This window comes from Amycolatopsis sp. NPDC104819, assembly GCF_055583145.1.
In genome coordinates, this window is sequence record NZ_JBVJON010000007.1 from 310,060 (window position 1) to 328,579 (window position 18,520).

Sequence of the window (18,520 nt, forward strand, 5' to 3'; positions counted from 1 at the left end):
CACGAGATCCCCCTCGTCAAAAGCAACCAGCCGTTGCTGAGCCCCCGACGAACCCGCGATCACGATGCCAAACCCGGCGAAGATCCGAAATAGGCCGATCAGCGCAGTCACGGCCGGACGCCGAATCGGCGCACTATCGCGGTGACGAATAGAGAGACGGCAAAACAGACATATATCGCCAATTGCCAAAACTCCCACTCTGGACATCTCGGCCAACTCCGGCGCGCGTGGTCATTCGTTCCGGCGCCGATCCCAGGCGAACGCCCCACGGGGGCTGTCCGGACGAGAAGTGCACAAGAGCCCACCCGGTGCGCAAGTGCCAAACCGGGACGGCGTGCGGAAACTTGACAACACACTCGAAGATCACCCGCGCGGGTGATCGAGAGGACCTATCGTCCGTGTATCCAAAACCGCATACGGGCCGGCAACAGCGGGCTGCCTTGACTGGGGCGCATGCCTCACAGCGATGCAGCACAACGCGGCCGGGTGGTCGCCTCCGGGCGGTCCGGCACCGGGATCGCCGTTTTCGGGTGTGGGCCGGATGAAGCCGCGCTGTTCCGGGAGCTCGGGCCTCGCCTCGGGGTGATCCCCGCCGTCACCGAAGCCACCTTGTCCGAGGTCACCGTGGGGCTGGCTCTAGGGCATCGGTGTGTCAGTGTCGGGCACAAGACCCCGGTCGGGAACTCCACGCTGCTCGCCCTCAGCCAGGCCGGGGTCGAATACATCTCCACCAGGAGCATCGGGTTCGACCACATCGACGTCGAGTACGCGGAAAGCGTCGGGATCACCGTCGGGAACGTCGCCTATTCGCCGGACAGTGTGGCCGACTACACCGTGATGCTCATGCTGATGTCCTTGCGCCACGCGAAGTCCGTCGTCCGGCGGGCCGACGTGCACGACTACCGGCTGCACGACGTGCGTGGGAAGGAACTGCGTGACCTGACCGTCGGGGTGGTCGGGACCGGCCGCATCGGCGCCGCGGTCATGGACCGGCTGCGGGGGTTCGGCTGCCGGATCCTGGCGCACGACCTGCGGCCCGCGGCCGGGCACGTCCCGCTCGACGAGCTGGTGCGGCAGAGCGACGTCGTCACGCTGCACACGCCGCTCACCGCGGACACGTACCACCTCCTCGACCGCCGGCGCATCGACCGGATGAAGCCCGGCGCGTTTGTCGTCAACACCGGACGCGGTCCGCTCCTGGACACCGAAGCCCTCCTTTCGGCGCTGGAAAGCGGACGGCTGGGCGGTGCGGCGCTGGATGTCGTCGAGGGCGAAGAGGGAATCTTCTACGCCGACTGCCGGGGCAAAACCCTGGAAAGCAAAACGCTGCTGCGACTGCAGGAACTGCCGAACGTGCTCATCAGCCCGCACACGGCCTACTACACCGACCACGCGCTGAGCGACACCGTCGAAAACTCCATCGTCAACTGCCTGAACTTCGAAAGCGGGAAAGCATGACCAGGGTGAAGATCGGAATTCTGTTCGGGGGCGTTTCCGAGGAGCACCCCATCTCCCTCAAGTCCGCCCGGGAAGTCGCGAAGAACCTCGACACCGCGAAGTACGAGCCGGTCTGGATCGGGATCACCGAAAGCGGCGCCCACCGGCTTTGTGCCGGGCCCGGGTTCGACGGCTCCCGGCCGGCCGTGCTGGTCCCGGACCGCGGGGTGCGCGGGCTGCTCGTCCTGGAGGACGGCCGGTACGAGACGATCGGGCTGGACGTCGTGTTCCCCGTGCTCCACGGCAAGCTCGGGGAAGACGGCGCCACGCAGGGCCTGCTGGAGCTTTCCGGTATTCCGTACATCGGCTGCGACATCCAAAGTTCCGCACTGTGCATGGACAAGTCGCTCGCTTACACCGTCGCCCGCGTCGCGGGGATCGCGACGCCGGACTTCTGGATCGTCGCGGCGGACGAGAAGCTCGATCCCGATTCGCTCTCCTATCCCGTTTTTGTCAAGCCGGCCCGGTCGGGGTCGTCCTTCGGGGTCAGCAAGGTGACGCAGAAGGAGGATCTGCCCGGTGCGGTGGAAACCGCGCGGCAGTACGACTCGAAGGTGCTGGTCGAAGCCGCCGTTGCCGGCAGTGAGGTGGGCTGCGCGATTCTGGGGAACGACACGGACCTGGTCGTCGGCGAGGTGGACCGGATCGCGCTGTCCCACGGGTTCTTCCGGATCCACCAGGAAAGCACGCCCGAAACCGGGTCCGACAACTCGGTGGCGATCGTGCCCGCCGACGTCCCGGCCGAGACGCGCGCGCTCGTCCAGGAGACGGCGAAGGCCATCTACCAGGCCCTGGGCTGCCGCGGGATCGCGCGGGTGGACATGTTCCTCACCGAAGACGGCTCGGTCGTGCTCAACGAGGTCAACACCCTGCCCGGGCTGACGTCCTACAGCCGTTACCCGCGGATGATGGCCGCCGCCGGGCTGTCCCTCGGCGACGTGATCGACCGGCTCGTTTCGTTGGCCTTGAAGGGGAAACTCCGATGAAGGACGACTTCGTCCACGTGGACGAGCTCGTGCCCGGCGTGCGGTGGGACGCCAAGTACGCCACCTCCGACAACTTCACCGGCCGACCGGTCGACGGTTACCTGGCCAACCGGATCGTCGGCACGCGGGCGTTGTGCGCGGCACTCGAAACGGCGCAGGAGAAGGCCGAATCCCTCGGCTTCGGCCTGGTGCTGTGGGACGGCTACCGCCCGCAGCGCGCCGTCGACCGGTTCCGGCAGTGGTCGAAGGAGCCGGAGGACGGGCGGACAAAAGCGCGGCACTACCCGAACATCCGCCGGTCCGAGATGTTCGAGAAAGGTTACGTCGCCGCCCGGTCGGGCCACAGCCGGGGCAGCACCGTCGACTTGACGCTGTGCCAGCTGGCCACCGGTGAGCTCGTGGCCATGGGCGGCGGGCACGACCTGATGGATCCGGTCTCCCACCACGGGGCCGCGGGGATCACGCCGGTCGCGGCGCAGAACCGGCGCGACCTCTGCGCCGTCATGGAGGCCTGCGGGTTCGCCCGGTACGACCACGAGTGGTGGCACTACACGCTGAAGGACGAGCCCTATCCGGACACGTACTTCGACTTCCCCGTCACCTGACCGTCAAAGGGCGGCGGGTGAGGTCAGCACCGGGAGCTGCACCGTCACCCGGAGCCCGCCGGCCGGCCGGGGCGTCAGGTTCAGGATTCCGTCGTGGGCGCGGGTGATGCTCCGGACGATGGCCAGGCCGAGGCCGACCCCCGCGTGGTCGCCGCTGCGGATGCGCTCGGTGCCGCGCTGGAACGGCTCGGTCAGCGTCGAGACCAGCTGGGGGCTGAGCTTCTCGCCGGTGTTCTCCACCGTGAGCATGACAAACCCGGAGCGGACGGCCGTGTCGATCTGCACGGAGCCGTTTTCGGGCAGGTTGTGGACGATCGCGTTGTGCAGCAGGTTCGTCGTCAGCTGCAGCAGGAGGACGGGCGAGCCGATGCTGGACGTCAGGTCGCCGGACGTCTCGATGGTGACGCCGTGCTTCTCCGCCAGCGGCAGGAGCGTCTCGGCGGCCTCTTCCGCGATCAGCGACAGGTCGACGTCCTCGCCGTTGAACGACCGCTGGTCGGCGCGGCTGAGCAGGAGCAGGGCTTCGGTGAGCTCGATGGCCCGGGCGTTGGCGGCGCGGAGGCGGTCGTCGAGGTCGGCGCGGTCGCGGTCCGGGTCGGTGCGGGCGACGTCGAGCAGGGTCTGCGTGATCGCCAGCGGGGTCCGCAGCTCGTGGGACGCGTTGGCCGCGAACCGCTGCTGCCCGGCGACGTGCGCTTCGAGCCGGGCGAGCATGGCGTCGAAGGCGTCGGCGAGCTCGCGGAACTCGTCCTTGCGGCCCGCGAGCCGGACGCGGTGCGACAGCGACCCGCTGGTGGCCATGCGGGTGGCCTGCGTGATGCGCGTCAACGGCGCGAGCATCCGGCCGGCGAGCACCCAGCCGCCCGCCAGGCCGAACACCAGCAGGAACACCATCACCGCGGCGGCCGACGGCGCGAAGGCGCGCAGGAGGAACCGGCCCGGGGGCGCGATCACCACGCCCATGGTCTCCTGGGCCAGCCGCTGGTAGCCCAGCAGGAACACCGTCACGGCGGCGAGCAGCAAGGTGCCCGAGACCATGACGATCCCGGCGTAGCTGAGGGTGAGCTTGAGCCGAACGCTCATCCCGGGCGCCCTATCCACGGTCTTCGCCCTCCGATGGGGTGTCGATGCGGTAGCCGACGCCCGGCACCGTGGTGATGACCCACGGTTCGCCGAGGCGCTTGCGCAGGGCCGAAACCGTGATGCGCACGGCGTTGGTGAACGGGTCGGCGTTCTCGTCCCACGCCCGTTCCAGGAGCTCTTCGGCGCTGATGACCCCGCCCTCGGCGGCGACGAGCACTTCGAGCACGGCGAACTGCTTCCGGGTGAGCGCGACATACCGGCCGTCGCGGTAGACCTCGCGGCGGAACGGGTCGAGCCGCAGGCCCGCGATCTCCCGCACCGGCGGCCGGTTGTGGGCGCGCCGGCGGTCCAGCGCGCGGAGCCGGAGCACGAGCTCCTGGAGCGCGAAGGGCTTCGTGAGGTAGTCGTCGGCGCCCAGCTCGAACCCGGACGCCTTGTCGTCGAGCCGGTCGGCGGCGGTGAGCATGAGGATCGGCATGCCGCTGCCGGAGGTGACGATGCGCTTGGCGACCTCGTCCCCCGACGGGCCCGGGATGTCCCGGTCGAGGACGGCGAGGTCGTAGGTGTTGACGCTCAGCAGCTCCAGCGCGGTGTCGCCGTCCCCGGCGATGTCGGCGGCGATCGCCTCCAGGCGCAGGCCGTCGCGGATGGCCTCCGCCAGGTGGGGCTCGTCCTCGACGATCAGCACACGCATGCTTCCGATGCTACGAGGCCGGGGCATATCGCCGGCGTATCCGAAACGGCATACGGGCCGGCAACCCCGCGTTGCCTTGGCTGGAGCCATGGTCTCCAGCGAACCGGCACGAACCCTGCTCGGCACGGCGGACGGCGCCCTCCCCGCCGGCACGACCGTCTTCGACGACGCGGTCCCGGCCGTGGCCAACCTCGAGCCCGGCCTGCTCGCGGCCCTGCGCCGAGCGGCGGCCGACGCGGCCCGCGACGGCGTCGGGTTCCGCGTCAACGGAGGCTGGCGCTCCCCGCGGTACCAGGAGCGCCTGCGCCGTGACGCGGTCGCGAAGTACGGCTCGGAGGAGGAGGCGGCTCGGTGGGTGACCACGCCGGACCGGTCCGCGCACGTGTCGGGGCAGGCCGTCGACATCGGGCCCGTGGAGGCCCGGGCCTGGCTTGCCGAGCACGGCGCTCGGTACGGGCTGTGCCAGATCTACCGCAACGAGCCGTGGCACTACGAGCTGCGGCCTGAAGCCGTCGAGAACGGCTGTCCGCCGATGTACGCCGACCCTTCGCACGATCCGAGGATGCGGTGAGCGGCCCGGTCAGAACCAGTGCACGCAGTGCGGGGCGCGCTCGACGCGGAAGAGACGGTCGGCGAGGGCAGGCGCGTCCGGGTGGTGGGCGCGGATGTGACCGGCGCGCACCAGCGTGCTCGGGGCGGTCCCGCCGAGGTAAAGCGAACCCAGGTCGCTGACGTCGAGGGACAGGTCGGGGTCCCGGCGCGTCGGGACGCACTCCGCCTTGCCGTCCCGGACGGTCAGCAGGTGGCGGCCGTGCTCGCCGCCGAACGGGTCGTCCACCTCGAGGACCAGCTCGCCGTCGGCGAACCAGCCGCGCGTGGTCAGGGCCCGGGGGACGTCCAGCAGCCGGACCCAGAGCCAGTCGGTGTCGTCGGCGACCTGGCCGGCGCGGAAGTCCGCGAGCTGCCAGCGCAGCGGGTCGCCGGGCGGGCGGTGCTTCAAGACGACCTCGGTGACCAGGTCGTGGCCGAGCACGAACCGGGCCAGGGCCGTCGCGACGGCGGGGTCGGCCGTGATGGTCTCGTCGACGACCAGCGTGTTCGACTCGAGTGAGTAGGTGGCGTAGCCGTCCGCCACGCCGTCGGCGTCCCGGTGGACGGCGACGTACCGCGGCGCCGGGGCGATCGGGGGCTTCCCCGCGCCGGTGGCCCACCAGCGGTGCGGCCGGGACAGCGCGCCGGGCTGGGCGCGGCGGTAGCGGTCGTAGACCTCCTCCAGGACGTCCACGCACTTGTCCCGCGGCAGCAGCTCGATCGAACCGGGGTCCGTCGTCTCGCCCGCCCGCGGGATCGCGAAGGCGGCTTTGTGACGCGGGACCGTCAGCCGCGAGGTGGCGGTCGCCGGGCCGTACCCGAACCGGCGATAGATCAGGGCTTCCGACGCCAGCAGCACGGCGAGGAACTCACCTCGGGCCCGCAGCTCGGTGAGCTGGTGCCGCATCATCGCGCTGAGCACCCCGCGGCGCCGGTGCGAGGGCAGGACGCCGACCGCGGTCACGCCGGCGGCCGGGGCGACCACTTCGCCGGGCAGCGTGAGCTCGAAGGAGTACGCGCCGGCGGTGCCGACGGGCCGGCCGTCGGCGGTCAGGGCGAGCAGGTTGCGGTCCATCTCGAGCGCGGACCACCAGACCCCGGTGCCGTCGGCCGGCTTTTCGGGGAACCGCCCCAAGGCGGCGTGGAAGGTGTCGACGAAGACCTCGAGGTCGTCGCCGGTCGTCGTGCGGACTTCTGGTGCTGTCACAGGATTCCCATGGCTTCCCACATGACCATCGCGAGGCCGACGCCCCGCAGGTCGCCGACCGTGCCGGACATCCGGTTCATGACGTAACAAAACGTGGTTCGCGCGTCGAGGTCGACGATGGTGAGCGAGCCGCCGTACCCGCCCCAGTACAGGGTGTGCGGGTTGGGCATCACCTGGTCGCCGACGGCGAACCCCAGGCCGAACCGCAGCGGCATGCCGAGGACGAGGTCGCGTCCGGAGACCTGCACGTCGAGGGCGCGCCGGCAGCCGGCCTCGGACAGGAAGCGGCGGCCGCCGGCGACTCCGCCGTTGGCGAGCATGGTGTGGACCAGCGCGACGGACCGGGCGTTGCCGGTGCCGCCCCCGGCCGGGATCTCGGCGGCGCGCCAGGCGCGGGAGTTGACCTCGGCCACCTCGGGGCCGGGGTTGCCGCCCACCCGTTTCTGCAGCTCGGTGACGGCGAGCTCGGGCGGCGGCCCGTCCGGCGGCGGCACCAGCTCGGCGACGCGCGGCTCCTCGGACGCCGGCAGCCCGATGTGGAAGTCGGCCCCCAGCGGCCCGGTGATCTCGTCACGGAGGACGGCGCCCAGCGAGCGTCCGGTGACGCGCCGCACGACCTCGCCGACGAGGTAGCCCTGGGTCAGCGCGTGGTACCCGCACGCGGTGCCGGGTTCCCAGTCGAGCTCCTGGGCGGCCAGCAGCGAGGTGGCCTTTTCCCAGTCGTAGAGGTCCTCGGTGCGCATCGGCTGCCGCCAGCCGGGCAGGCCCGCGGAGTGGCTCAGGACGTGGCTGACCGTGACGTGTTCCTTGCCGTTCGCGGCGAACTCGGGCCAGTAGCGGGCCACGGCGGCGTCGAGGTCGAGCTCACCGCGGTCGGCGAGCAGCAACGCGGTCAGCGCGGTGACGGTCTTGGTGGTCGAGTAGACGTTGACGATGGTGTCGCGCTCCCACGGCCGCGCCCCGGCGGCGTCGGCAAAGCCACCCCAGAGGTCGACGACGGTCTCCCCCTCGACGGTCACGCACAGCGCGGCGCCGAGATCCGTCCCGTCGGCCAGATTGGCCGCGAACGCCCCCTCGACGGCGGCGAACCCCTCCTGGACGAACCCCTCGACGGCCATGTCGCCGAATGTAGACGGTCCGGCGGACGGGGCGTACCGAATTACCGGGCGGCCCGGCCCCGGGGCCTCAAGAACGCGATCCTCGGTTTCCCGCGCCGGATCACGTGGCCCGGTGGCCGGCGCACGTTCACCAAGGACGAGATCCGCGATTCTAGGCGGCGACCTTCACCAGCTCGGTCACCGGCGACGCTCCGAGGAACTGGTCACCGTACAGATCTCCACGGTCCGGGAAGAACGTCAGGATGTTGCGCGCTCCCGTCGCCTCCACCAGTTTCCTCGCGCCCTGCAGCGCGATTCCCGACGTGCCGCCCGCGTAGATGCCGCGGCCCGCCAGCTCGCGCACACCCTCCGCGGCTTCCTCGTCCGTCGAGTAGTACACGTCCTCGACCAGGTGCATGTTGGAGCCGATCACCTCGGGCACGCAGTTCATGTTGCCGATGCCGCGCAGGACGCTCGGGCCGGGCTCCAGGCCGAACGTCGCCGAGCCCACCCGGTCCGCCACGTAACACGGGATTCCCTTGGCGCGCAGCATTTCCGAGAGGCCGACGAAGTGGCCGCCGGTGCCGACCACGAAGATCGCCGCGTCGATCCAGTCCAGGTCCAGCTTGGGCTCGACGCTCGGGACCAGCCAGCGGCGGTACACCGCCGGGTTGAGGTCGGAGTTGTTCTGGTTCGTCCAGTGCATGCGGGGCCGCTCCGCCAGCAGCGCCTCCAGGAGCTCCACGCGGGACTGCTGCGTGCCGCCGGTCGGGTGCGGGCCGCTGACGATGTGGAGCTTGGCGCCGAGCAGCTCGATCTTGCGCCGGGTGACCGCCGGGATGTTCGGGTCGGTGACGAGCTCGATCGGGTTGCCGAGGATCTTGCCGGCCAGTGCGAGGCTCACGCCGAGCGAGCCCGACGTCGACTCGATCACCGTCTGGCCGGGCTTCAGCAGCCCGGCTTCGTAGGCGAGCAGCAGGATCCCGAACCCGAGGATCGACTTGAAGCTGGACTCCGTGGTCGTCATGCCGTAGATCGCGCGCAGCCGGCCGCGGCCGGCTGCGATCGGGCCGCAGTCGAGCACCGGGAGGTCGGCGAAGCCCTCGAGCATCCTCTCCGCGACGCGTCGCGGGTCTTCGATGCCGTTCCAGTCCTCGATCACGAGACGATCCTTTCGGGAGCCGCGGGAATGGGGAACAGCCGGACGAAGGTCGTGATCATGCTCGGATCACCCTTCGCCTCGACCAGGCCGAGCCACAACGCGTCGGTCGGGCTCAGTTCGCCGGCCATCAGGTGCTTGAGCAGCGGTGACTCGATCACGAGGTCGGCGCCGGGCAGCGGGCCTTCCTCGACGGTGAGCACGCCGTCGTCGACGCGGGCGCCGACGACCAGCTCGCCGAAGCGCACCTCGAAGCTCGCCCGGACGCCGCGGGCGCGGTCCGGCCGGAACGTCGAGCGCAACGCGAGGATCGCGATGTCGATCGAGTAGAGGTCGCCCGGGCTCGGGTCGCCGAGCGAGCGCGCGCCCCAGAGGCCGAGCTCCAGCAGGACCGGCTCCAGCGCCCGGCCGTAGCCGGTCAGCTCATAGGCGCCGGACGCGCCGAGCCGGACCACGCCGGCCTCGACGAGGTCGGCCAGCCGGCGGGCCAGGATCTCCGCGGACGCCCGGGGCAGCGTCTCGTGCAGCTCGGCGAACAGCTTCGGGCCCAGGAGCAGGTCCCGGACGACGAGCACCGACCACCGCGAACCGATGATCTCGAATGCCCGCGCCAGGCCGCAGTACTGGCCGAGCGGTCGGTCTGCCATGCCGGTTCCCTTCAGCTCGCCAGCCGTCGCGGCACCGCGACGGACTCGGTCATCCGGTCGAGGATCGCGCGCAGCACCGGGGTCGCGGTGCCGAAGTTGAGCCGCACGAAGCCGTCACCGCCGGGGTTGTACTTGGTGCCGGCGGCCAGCTCGACCCGGGCCCGCTCGAGGAAGTAGCCGGCCGGGTCGGCGCCGCAGCCGGCGAGGGCCCGGCAGTCCAGCCAAGCCAAGTACGTCGCTTCGGGCAGGTGGTAGCGGACTTCCGGCAGCCGTTCGGCGAGCAGGTCGCCGATCAGCCGCCGGTTGTCGTCGAGGTAGCCGACCACGGTGTCCAGCCAGTCGGAGGCCTCGGTCCACGCGGCGAGGCTCGCCCGCATGCCGAGCACGTTGACGTTCGGCCCGGCCGGCAGCGCGGCGAGCTTTTCCCGCAGGGCCACCGGTCCGACGTGCCCGACCGCGCAGCGCATGCCGGCGAGGTTGTACGCCTTGCTCGCGCCGTAGAGCGTCACGGTCCGGGCTTCGAGCGCCGGATCGAGCGACGCGAACGGCAGGTGCCGGTGGGGCGCGTAGGTGAGATCGGCGTGGAGGTCGTCCGAAACCACCGTCAGGTCGTGGCGTTCGGCGACCTCGCCGAGCGCGGTCAGCTCGGCCCGGGTGAACACGCGCCCGGTCGGGTTGTGCGGGTTGACCAGGATCAGCACCCGGCACCCCTCACCGGCGGCGCGCCGGGCGAAGTCGTCGGCGTCGAACCCCCAGCCCCGCGGGGTGTCGAGCATCGGGATCGGCACCAGGCGCAGGCCCAGCTGCCGGATCATCGCCGGGAACGGCCCGAACGCCGGGGTGTGGATCGCGACGCCGTCCCCGGGCCGGGTGCTCAGCTCCAGCGCCGTCCGCACGGCGTGCGTCACGTCGGTGAACTCGCGGACGTGCTCCGGAGCGGGAAACCAGCCGTACCGGGCCGACATCCGCTGCGCGAAGGCCTCGCGCAACGGGCTCGCATTGTCCGTCCAATTAGGATAGCCGAGGTCGCCCAGGTCGAGATAACCGCGCAGGGAAGCCAAAACCTGCTCCGCCACCGGGAAGTCCATGTCCGCGATGGACGCGGGGAGCACGTCCGGCGCGGGAGCGCCCCACTTCACCCCGGGACGGAACCGCAGGGTCCGCTCGTCGAGCCGGTCGAAGATCAGGTACCGGGCCCCTTGCGATGCGCGCATGGCTCAAGAACACCGTGGTGGCAGGGAAATGTCATCTTCGGAGGTGCTCAGCCCGATAGCACGCCCGGAGGTGCGTCCCACTGGTTGGACACAGCATGCTGGCCTGCAGTGACCTGTGTCGGAGACGGAGAGGAACGCGATCCGGATGGCCGCGCAACAACCGAGCGAACCCGCCGAGGTTAACGGCGACAGCCCCTTTCCGCTGACCGAAATCCAGTACGCGTACTGGGTCGGCCGCGGTCCGAACTTCGTGCTGGGCAACGTCGCGCCGCACGCCTACTTCGAGCTCGAAGGCCGCCGGCTCGACCCCGGCGCGCTGACCACTGCGTGGAACCGGCTCATCGACCGGCATCCCATGCTGCGGGCGGTCGTCGGCACCGACGGCAGCCAGCGCGTGCTGCCCGAAACGCCCCGGTTCGAGATCGACGTCGTCGACCTGCGGGACGCGCCGGCCGGCGAGGTCGAGGGCAAGCTCGAAGAGATCCGGTCGGCCATGTCGCACCGCGTGTACGACGCGTCGCAGTGGCCGCTGTTCGACGTGCGCATCACCCGCCTGGCCGACGCGGACCGCCTGCACATCAGCCTCGACCTGCTGATGGTCGACCTGGCCAGCGTCACAGTGCTGTTCAGCGAATGGCAGCTGCTGTGCGAGAACCCGGCGCACGAGCTCCCGCCGATCGACGTCTCCTTCCGCGACTACGTGCTCGCGCTCGAGCGCAACGCCGACTCTCCGCGCACCCAGCGGGCGCTGGAGTACTGGACGTCCCGCGCCGCGACGCTCGCGCCGCCGCCGGACCTGCCGCTGGCCGCGTCGCCGGTCTCGGTGCACAAGCCGCGGTTCACCCACCGCGAGTTCCAGCTCGACCCCGACGCCTGGAAGCGCCTGCGCGACCGGTCCGAGGCGAAGGGGCTGACCCCGACGACCGTGCTGGCGACGGCCTTCTCCGAGGTCCTCGCCGCGTGGAGCGGGACGCTGAAGTTCACGCTCAACCTGACCCTGTTCAACCGGCTCCCGCTGCTGCTCGCCGAAGACGGCGAAGGCCACCGGATCCTGCACCCGCACCTGCGCCGGGTGGTCGGCGACTTCACCTCGATCTGCCTGCTGGAGGTCGACACCGCCGAGGGCACGTTCGAGGAGCGCGTGCGCCGCACCCAGCGCCAGCTCCAGCAGGACCTGCGCCACCGGCACGTGAGCGCGCTGCACACGCTGCGCGAACGCCGCCGGCTCGGGCTGGACACTGCGTTCGGCACCATGCCGGTCGTGTTCACCAGCGGCCTGGGCACGGTCGCCGACGTCACCGGCCCGCGCGACTTCTTCGGCGACATCACCTACCGGATCAGCCAGACCCCGCAGGTGTGGTTCGACCACCAGGTCGTCGACTTCACCGGCTCGCTCGACCTGACGTGGGACGTCGTCGAGGAGCTGTTCCCGGGCACCCTGCTCGACGACATGTTCGCCGCCTACACCGGCCTGGTGGAGCGGCTCGCCGCCGAAAGCGCCTGCTGGGACGGCGAACTGCGGGTCAGCCCGCCGCAGTACCAGCTCACCGAGCGCGACGAGGTGAACCGCACCGCGGGCCCGCTGCCCGACGGCCTGCTGCACGAGCCGTTCCTGGCCGCGGCCGCCGAGCACCCGGACTCCCCCGCCGTCATCACCAGCGCCGGCACCGTCACCTACGGCGAGCTCGCCGGCCGGGCCGGCGCGGTGGCCGACGCGATCCTCCGCTCGGGTGACGGCTCGCCGGTGCGCGACCGGCTGGTCGGCATCAGCCTGGACAAGGGCGCCGACCAGGTCGCGGCCGCGTACGGCGTCCTGCTCGCCGGCGCGGCTTATCTGCCGGCCGGCGCTGGGCTCCCGGCCCAGCGGCGCAACGGGATCCTCACCGACGGCCAGGCGTCGACGGTCGTCACGACGTCCCGGCTGGCCGACCAGCTCGACTGGACCGGCTGCGCGACCACGCTGGTGCCGATCGACCGGCTCACCGCCCCCGACGCCCCGCCGTCGAGCACCGCCGAACCGTCCGACCTGGCGTACGTGCTGTTCACCTCCGGCTCGACCGGACGGCCCAAGGGCGTGATGATCGAGCACCGGTCGGCGCTGAACACCGTCGCCGACATCACCGAGCGGTTCGGCGTGACCGCCGGCGACCGGGTCTTCGGGCTGGCCGAGCTGAGCTTCGACCTCTCCGTGTACGACCTGTTCGGCGCGCTCGGCGCCGGCGCGGCGCTCGTGCTGCCCGACCCGGACCAGACGAGCGAGCCCGCGCACTGGGCCGAGCTGATGAGCGAGCACGGCGTGACCGTGTGGAACTCGGTGCCGGCGCAGATGCAGATGCTCGTCGACCACATCGAGGCCGTCGGCGACGTCCCCGAGGGCCTGCGGCTGGTGATGCTGAGCGGCGACTGGATCCCCGTCGACCTGCCCGGCCGCATCCACGAACTCTGGCCGGACGCCACCGTGATCAGCATGGGCGGCGCGACCGAGGCGTCGATCTGGTCCAACTACCACCAGGTCGACGAGGTGCCCGAGGGCACGCGCAGCATCCCCTACGGCGTCCCGCTGCGGAACCAGCGGTTCCACGTGCTCGACGGCGGCCTGCGGCCCTGCCCGGACTGGGTGCCGGGCGAGCTGTACATCGAGGGCACCGGCCTGGCCCGCGGGTACTGGCGCGACCCGGCCAAGACCGACGCCAGCTTCCTGCGTCACCCGGTCACCGGCGTCCGGCTCTACCGCACCGGCGACTACGGCCGGTACCTGCCCGGCGGCATCATCGAGTTCCTCGGCCGCCGCGACGGGCAGGTCAAGATCCGCGGGCACCGGATCGAGCTCGGCGAGATCGAAGCCGTGCTCGCGCAGCACGCCGGGGTCGACCGCGCGGTCGCCGTCAAGGCCGAAGACGACGGCGCCGGCGCGCGGCTGGTCGGCTACGTCATCCCGGGCCGCGACGCCGCGGACGGGCCGGAGTCCTTGTACAGCAGGGAAACCGTCGACCCGGCCGAGTCGGAGCGGACGTGGCGCGCGCTGTGCGACGGCACCCTGCCCGCGCCCGGCCCGTCGGCCACCGAGCTGGCCGCGGCCTGGACGCAGCTCAACAACGTCTACGCCCACGCCGCGGCGATGGCCCTGACCTCGCTCGGCGTGACCGGCGAGGTCGACGTCCCCGCGCTGCTGCGCTCGGGCGGGGTGGCCGCGCGGTACGAGAGATGGCTGCACCGCGCCGCGGCGAACCTGACCGAGCGGGGCATGCTGCCGGGCGCGCTGCCGACGGCCATCCCGGACGAGCTGGTCGCCGCCACGCACCGCGTGCTCGGCGACAAGCTGGAGGTGCCCGCCGACCTCACCGACTGGCTGATGACCATCGCGGCGAACGTCGAGGGCGTGCTCACCCAGAGCATGCACTCCGCCGAGCTGTACGCGAACGACCGCACACCCGCGGTGTACGAGCACCTCTTCGGCCCGGTGCACCTGGCCGCGACCGAAGCGATCCGGCGCGTCACGGCGGCGTGGCCCGAGGACAAGCCGTTGCGGATCCTGGAGGTCGGCGCGGGCTACGGCACGCTGACCAAGCACGTCGTGCCGGAGCTGCCGGAGCACGCCGAGTACACGTTCACCGACATCTCGACCTACTTCACCGAGCGGGCGCGGGAGCAGTACGCGGACTACCCGAACATCGGCTTCGACCTCTTCGACGTCGACAAGCCCGCCGACATCCAGGGGTTCGACGGCCGGGCGTTCGACCTGGTCATCGCGGGCAGCATGCTGCACGACGCCAAGCTGATCCGGCGGGCCGTGCGCAACCTGCGGTCGGTGCTCGCGCCGGGCGGGATGCTGCTGCTGGTCGAGCAGACCGCGTTCCACGACTGGTTCGACCTGACGATGGGGCTGCAGCAGGGTTTCGACGGCTACGAGGACACGGACCTGCGTTCGGCGCACCCGCTGCTCGACGCGGCCACCTGGCGCTCCGAGCTGGCCGAAGCCGGGTTCGCGGACTCGGCCGTGCTGACGCCCGAGGGCAGCGGCATGGCGTCGGTGGGCTTCGACGTGATCGTCGGGCGCGCGCCGGACGAGAGCAGCCGGTTCGACGGCGAGCGGCTGCGGTCGTTCCTGGGGCTGCACCTGCCGAAGCACATGGTGCCCAGCACGATCCACGCCATCGACGAGCTCCCGCTGACCAGCACCGGCAAGGTCGACCGCGCGACGCTGGCCAAGGCGCGCGGCCGGGCGTCGGCGGCCGGACGGCCCGCCAAGCCGCCGCGCACCGAACGGCAGCGCAAGCTCGTCGAGATCTGGTGCACGGTGCTCGGCCTGAGCCACGCCGACCTCGGTGACGACTTCCTGGAAGCCGGCGGCGACTCGCTGCTCGCGGCCCGGCTCGTCGCCACCATCTCCTCGGCGTTCGGCACCACGGTCGCCGTCGCCACCGTGCTGGAGTACCCGACCGTCGAACTCCTCGACGGTTACCTGGAGCAGATCCTCGGCGCCTCCGAGCTGCTTCCCGACGTTGCGGAGGTCGTTTCGTGAACGCGCACGAGGAGGACCTGCGGGCGTGGCTGACGACGTTCGTCGCCGACGTCCTCGACATCGGCCCGGAGGAGGTCGACCCGGGCGCGCCGTGGGAGTCGCTCGGGGTCGACTCGGCGATGACGCTGGTGCTCGTCGCCGACCTGTCGGTGGTGCTCGGCCGGACCGTGCAGCCGATCGAGGTGCTGAGCAACCCGACGATCGACGCGGTCGTCGAGCACCTGGTGACCGTCGAAGCGGTGGGAGGCGAACGACCGTGAAGCCACGCGCCACCGGCCGGTGGTTCGTCCGGGGCCAGGCGCGGCCCGGGCGGCCCCAGCTGTTCTGCTTCCCGCACGGCGGCGGGTCGGCCGCGGAGTTCGTCCGCTGGTCGCGCCAGCTGACCGGGGTCGAGCTCAGCGCCGTCCAGCTGCCCGGGCGCGGGTCGCGGCTGTCCGAGCCGGTGCTGTCCACCATGGACGAGCTGGTCGCGGCGGTGGTCGACGTCATGCCGACGACCGCGCCGTACTCGGTGTTCGGGCACAGCCTCGGCGCGCTGGTGGCCTACGAGGTCACCCGCGAGCTGCGGCGCACCGGGCGCCGGCTGCCGGACCGCCTGGTCGTCTCCGGTTTCCCGGCGCCGTCGACGAAGCGGACCGAGCCGCCGGTGCACGGCCTGCCCGACGACGAGCTGGTCGCGGAGGTGGGCCGCCGCCACGGCGGCCTGCCCGGCGAGATCCTCACCGACCCGGAGCTGAAGACGATGGTCGCCCGGTACCTGCGCGCCGACTACCAGGTGCTGGAGACGTATCAGTGGCGTCCCGAAGCGCCGTTGCCGGTGCCGCTGACGGTGTTCGGCGGCCGGGACGACTCGATCGGCGAGGACGAGCTGCGCGCGTGGCGCGACCACGTGACGGAGCCGATCACGGTGCGGCAGTTCGCCGGCGACCACTTCTACTTCCGGCAGCACCCGGCGGTGGTCCTGCGCGCACTGGCGGCGGTCGTCCGGACGACCGTCCCCGCGGACAGGGCGGCGTGACCATGTGGGTCTTCATCGCGGCCGCACTGGTCATCATCATCATCCCGGGCCCGGACCAGGCGCTCATCACCCGCCAGGCCCTGGTCCGCGGCAAGGGGTCGGGCTTCATGACGACGCTGGGCGGGGCGACGGGCCTGTCGGTCCACGCCGCGGCGGCGTCCCTCGGCCTGACGGCGATCCTGGTGGCGTCCCCGGTGGCGTTCACGGTCCTGAAGGTGGTCGGCGCGATCTACCTGGTGTGGATGGGCGTCCAGACGGTCCGCATCGCCCGCCGCGCGGCGACCAGCCAGCCGACGGGCGAGCCGACCGACCGGAAGCCGTTGCGCTGCCTGCGGAAGGGGTTCTTGACCAACGCTTTGAACCCGAAGCTGGCGGTGTTCTTCCTGACGTTCCTGCCGCAGTTCCTGCCGACCGACGGGCCGGTGCTGGGAAAGGCGCTGACGTACTGCGGCGTGTTCGCGGCGTTGTATCTGACGTGGTTCAGCTTGTACGTCTTCACGGTGGACCGCATCGGCGCGGTGCTGCGGCGGCCGAAGGTGCGGTCGGGGATCGAGTACAGCACGGGTGTGTTGTTGCTCGGGTTCGGTGTGGGGCTGGCCATTCAGGGGATTCCGTAGGGAGTCGCGCGGGTCTGCGGTGTCGCGAATGGGTCATTGGGGACGTCTCGCGTCCCGAACGGGTCATTCGCGACCTTCGGAGCCGGAGTTCGTCCGCCACCGGAGTTCGGCCGGAGTTCAGGGGGAACCCATCTCCGCGAGCGCCGCCGTTCGGCCCGGGGCGGAAGCCTCGGAGGGCCGTGTCCCCCACGACCCTCCGAGGACGGACTCCTTGATCTCATCGCGTGCGCGCCGCCGGGCCCTCTGCCTCATCGCCGGGCCGGTGCTGGCCGTCGTCACCCTCGCAGGCCCCGCCGACGCGGCCGGGACCGTCCGGATCAACGAGGTCGTGACCACCGGCGCCGTCGACGACTCCATCGAGCTCGTCAACCCCGGGGCCGTCGCCGTCGACATCTCCGGGTGGGTTCTCAAGGACGACAAGGACAGCTCGAAGTTCACGGTCCCCGCCGGGACCACCCTCGCCGCCGGTGGGTTCCGGGCCTTCGACGTCCACAACGCCTTCGGGCTCGGCTCCGAGGACCAGGCCCGCCTCTTCCAGGCCGACGGCAGCACGCTCGTCGACAGCTTCGCCTGGAGCAAGCACTCCGACCCGTCGTGGTCACGCTGCCCCGACGCGACCGGCTCCTTCGCCCCGGCCGCGGTCACCCTCGGCGGCCCGAACAGCTGCAGCGCGGCGCCCACGGCCTGGCCGGGCGGCAGCTCGGTGACCACGGCGGACGCCGCCAACGTCTTCGGCGAGGACCTCAGCGGCCTCTTCCAGGACGGCGGTGTGCTGTGGGCCGCGCAGAACTCCGGCAAGCTGTGGCGCCTGCTGCCCACCGGCTCCGGCGGCTGGAAGCCCGACACGGCGTCCGGCTGGACGTCCGGCAAGGCCCTGCGCTTCCCCGGCGGCTCCGGCACCCCCGACAGCGAAGGCGTGACCGTCACCAGCACCGGCGTTTACGTCGCCAGTGAGCGCAACGGCTCCGGCAGCAGCCGCACGTCGGTGCTGCGTTACGACGTCGGCGGGACCGGCTCGACGCTGACCGCCACGCGGGAGTGGAACCTGACCGCCGACCTGCCGCCGGTGGGTGCGAACCTCGGTTTCGAGGGCATCACCTGGGTGCCCGACAGCACCCTGACCGCCGCCGGGTTCGCCGACGCCTCGACCGGCGCGGCCTACGACCCCGCGCACTACGGCGCGCACGGCGGCGGGGTGTTCTTCGTCGGGGTCGAAGGCACCGGCATGATCCACGGTTACGTCCTGCAGGACTCGGGCGCGTTCACCCGCGTCGCCTCCTTCACCAGCGGGATGAGCGGGGTCATGGAGCTGCAGTGGGAGCCGCAGGCGTCGCGCCTGTGGGCCGTCTGCGACGACACCTGCCACGGCCAGCACCGCACGCTGAAGATCGGCTCCGCCGGCACCTTCACGACCACCGCCGTCTACAACCGGCCCAGCGGCATGGGCGACTACAACAACGAGGGCTTCTCGGTGGCCCCCGCGAGCGAGTGCGCCGGGGGCAGCAAGCCGGTGTACTGGTCCGACGACAGCAACGACGGCGGCCACGCGCTGCGCAAGGGCACCATCACCTGCTGACCGGCCG

The 18,520-nt window shown here is 71.5% G+C and carries 16 protein-coding genes; 9 read left to right on the forward strand and 7 right to left on the reverse strand.

The annotated features are described in order from the left end of the window. Positions 1-453: 453 nt before the first annotated feature. From ACZ63E_RS24025 to vanX, 3 genes are read left to right on the forward strand one after another with little or no spacing between them, the layout of a single operon-like run. Positions 454-1,458, forward strand: coding sequence for a D-isomer specific 2-hydroxyacid dehydrogenase family protein (locus ACZ63E_RS24025; protein ID WP_465338351.1), 1,005 nt, complete (start codon positions 454-456; stop codon positions 1,456-1,458). After that, positions 1,455-2,483, forward strand: a complete 1,029-nt coding sequence (gene vanA / locus ACZ63E_RS24030; protein WP_465338352.1) for a D-alanine--(R)-lactate ligase — start codon at positions 1,455-1,457, stop codon at positions 2,481-2,483. Before ACZ63E_RS24025 ends, vanA begins: the two co-directional genes overlap by 4 nt. Beyond that, on the forward strand, positions 2,480-3,088 hold the full coding sequence (vanX, locus tag ACZ63E_RS24035; RefSeq protein WP_465338353.1) for a D-Ala-D-Ala dipeptidase VanX: 609 nt from the start codon (positions 2,480-2,482) through the stop codon (positions 3,086-3,088). Before vanA ends, vanX begins: the two co-directional genes overlap by 4 nt. A gap of 3 nt (positions 3,089-3,091) precedes the next feature. Here vanX and ACZ63E_RS24040 read toward each other — a convergent pair whose 3' ends face one another. Together ACZ63E_RS24040 and ACZ63E_RS24045 are read right to left on the reverse strand one after the other, a co-directional pair. Continuing rightward, complete coding sequence (locus ACZ63E_RS24040) at positions 3,092-4,171, reverse strand: sensor histidine kinase (RefSeq protein ID WP_465338354.1); 1,080 nt, start codon at positions 4,169-4,171, stop codon at positions 3,092-3,094. A gap of 10 nt (positions 4,172-4,181) precedes the next feature. After that, on the reverse strand, positions 4,182-4,865 hold the full coding sequence (locus ACZ63E_RS24045) for a response regulator transcription factor (protein WP_465338355.1): 684 nt from the start codon (positions 4,863-4,865) through the stop codon (positions 4,182-4,184). 88 nt (positions 4,866-4,953) lie between these two features. Here ACZ63E_RS24045 and ACZ63E_RS24050 point away from each other — a divergent pair, with 88 nt between their 5' ends. Then, positions 4,954-5,436, forward strand: a complete 483-nt coding sequence (locus ACZ63E_RS24050) for a M15 family metallopeptidase (RefSeq protein WP_465338356.1) — start codon at positions 4,954-4,956, stop codon at positions 5,434-5,436. Between the two features lie 9 nt (positions 5,437-5,445). Here ACZ63E_RS24050 and ACZ63E_RS24055 read toward each other — a convergent pair whose 3' ends face one another. The 5 genes from ACZ63E_RS24055 to ACZ63E_RS24075 all read right to left on the reverse strand — a co-directional run bounded on the left by ACZ63E_RS24055 (position 5,446) and on the right by ACZ63E_RS24075 (position 10,780). Then, entirely contained in the window at positions 5,446-6,663 is a 1,218-nt protein-coding gene (locus ACZ63E_RS24055) for a GNAT family N-acetyltransferase (RefSeq protein WP_465338357.1), read from the reverse strand. Next, a complete protein-coding gene (locus ACZ63E_RS24060) occupies positions 6,660-7,781 on the reverse strand; it encodes a serine hydrolase domain-containing protein (protein ID WP_465338358.1) in 1,122 nt (373 codons plus the stop codon). Before ACZ63E_RS24060 ends, ACZ63E_RS24055 begins: the two co-directional genes overlap by 4 nt. A 151-nt stretch (positions 7,782-7,932) precedes the next feature. Continuing rightward, positions 7,933-8,922 carry a PLP-dependent cysteine synthase family protein gene (locus tag ACZ63E_RS24065; RefSeq protein ID WP_465338359.1) on the reverse strand — a complete coding sequence of 330 codons (990 nt, stop codon included), beginning with the start codon at positions 8,920-8,922 and terminating at the stop codon, positions 7,933-7,935. After that, entirely contained in the window at positions 8,919-9,566 is a 648-nt protein-coding gene (locus ACZ63E_RS24070; RefSeq protein WP_465338360.1) for a winged helix-turn-helix transcriptional regulator, read from the reverse strand. The genes ACZ63E_RS24065 and ACZ63E_RS24070 overlap by 4 nt, the downstream gene beginning before the upstream one ends. A gap of 11 nt (positions 9,567-9,577) precedes the next feature. Beyond that, a complete protein-coding gene (locus ACZ63E_RS24075) occupies positions 9,578-10,780 on the reverse strand; it encodes a MalY/PatB family protein (protein ID WP_465338361.1) in 1,203 nt (400 codons plus the stop codon). Positions 10,781-10,925: 145 nt separating this feature from the next. On the opposite strand from ACZ63E_RS24075, the gene ACZ63E_RS24080 reads away from it, so the two are divergent. The 5 genes from ACZ63E_RS24080 to ACZ63E_RS24100 all read left to right on the forward strand — a co-directional run bounded on the left by ACZ63E_RS24080 (position 10,926) and on the right by ACZ63E_RS24100 (position 18,513). Then, a complete protein-coding gene (locus ACZ63E_RS24080) occupies positions 10,926-15,302 on the forward strand; it encodes a non-ribosomal peptide synthetase (RefSeq protein WP_465338362.1) in 4,377 nt (1,458 codons plus the stop codon). Continuing rightward, entirely contained in the window at positions 15,299-15,562 is a 264-nt protein-coding gene (locus ACZ63E_RS24085) for an acyl carrier protein (RefSeq protein ID WP_465311509.1), read from the forward strand. Before ACZ63E_RS24080 ends, ACZ63E_RS24085 begins: the two co-directional genes overlap by 4 nt. Then, positions 15,559-16,320 (forward strand): thioesterase II family protein, encoded by a 762-nt coding sequence (locus tag ACZ63E_RS24090; protein ID WP_465338363.1) that lies wholly within the window; start codon positions 15,559-15,561, stop codon positions 16,318-16,320. The genes ACZ63E_RS24085 and ACZ63E_RS24090 overlap by 4 nt, the downstream gene beginning before the upstream one ends. 2 nt (positions 16,321-16,322) lie before the next feature. Then, positions 16,323-16,937: a LysE family translocator gene (locus ACZ63E_RS24095; RefSeq protein WP_465311751.1), complete on the forward strand. Its 615-nt coding sequence runs from the start codon at positions 16,323-16,325 to the stop codon at positions 16,935-16,937. 211 nt (positions 16,938-17,148) lie between these two features. Further along, positions 17,149-18,513, forward strand: a complete 1,365-nt coding sequence (locus ACZ63E_RS24100; RefSeq protein ID WP_465338364.1) for a lamin tail domain-containing protein — start codon at positions 17,149-17,151, stop codon at positions 18,511-18,513. Positions 18,514-18,520 lie beyond the last annotated feature (7 nt).

Excerpts from the sequence above, each read along its gene's own strand:
- ACZ63E_RS24070 (WP_465338360.1), bottom strand. The coding sequence starts at position 9,566 with ATGGCAGACCGACCGCTCGGCCAGTACTGCGGCCTGGCGCGGGCATTC.
- ACZ63E_RS24050 (WP_465338356.1), top strand. The coding sequence starts at position 4,954 with ATGGTCTCCAGCGAACCGGCACGAACCCTGCTCGGCACGGCGGACGGC.
- ACZ63E_RS24080 (WP_465338362.1), top strand. The coding sequence starts at position 10,926 with ATGGCCGCGCAACAACCGAGCGAACCCGCCGAGGTTAACGGCGACAGC.
- ACZ63E_RS24060 (WP_465338358.1), bottom strand. The coding sequence starts at position 7,781 with ATGGCCGTCGAGGGGTTCGTCCAGGAGGGGTTCGCCGCCGTCGAGGGG.
- ACZ63E_RS24095 (WP_465311751.1), top strand. The coding sequence starts at position 16,323 with ATGTGGGTCTTCATCGCGGCCGCACTGGTCATCATCATCATCCCGGGC.
- vanX (WP_465338353.1), top strand. The coding sequence starts at position 2,480 with ATGAAGGACGACTTCGTCCACGTGGACGAGCTCGTGCCCGGCGTGCGG.
- ACZ63E_RS24075 (WP_465338361.1), bottom strand. The coding sequence starts at position 10,780 with ATGCGCGCATCGCAAGGGGCCCGGTACCTGATCTTCGACCGGCTCGAC.
- ACZ63E_RS24025 (WP_465338351.1), top strand. The coding sequence starts at position 454 with ATGCCTCACAGCGATGCAGCACAACGCGGCCGGGTGGTCGCCTCCGGG.
- ACZ63E_RS24040 (WP_465338354.1), bottom strand. The coding sequence starts at position 4,171 with ATGAGCGTTCGGCTCAAGCTCACCCTCAGCTACGCCGGGATCGTCATG.
- vanA (WP_465338352.1), top strand. The coding sequence starts at position 1,455 with ATGACCAGGGTGAAGATCGGAATTCTGTTCGGGGGCGTTTCCGAGGAG.
- ACZ63E_RS24045 (WP_465338355.1), bottom strand. The coding sequence starts at position 4,865 with ATGCGTGTGCTGATCGTCGAGGACGAGCCCCACCTGGCGGAGGCCATC.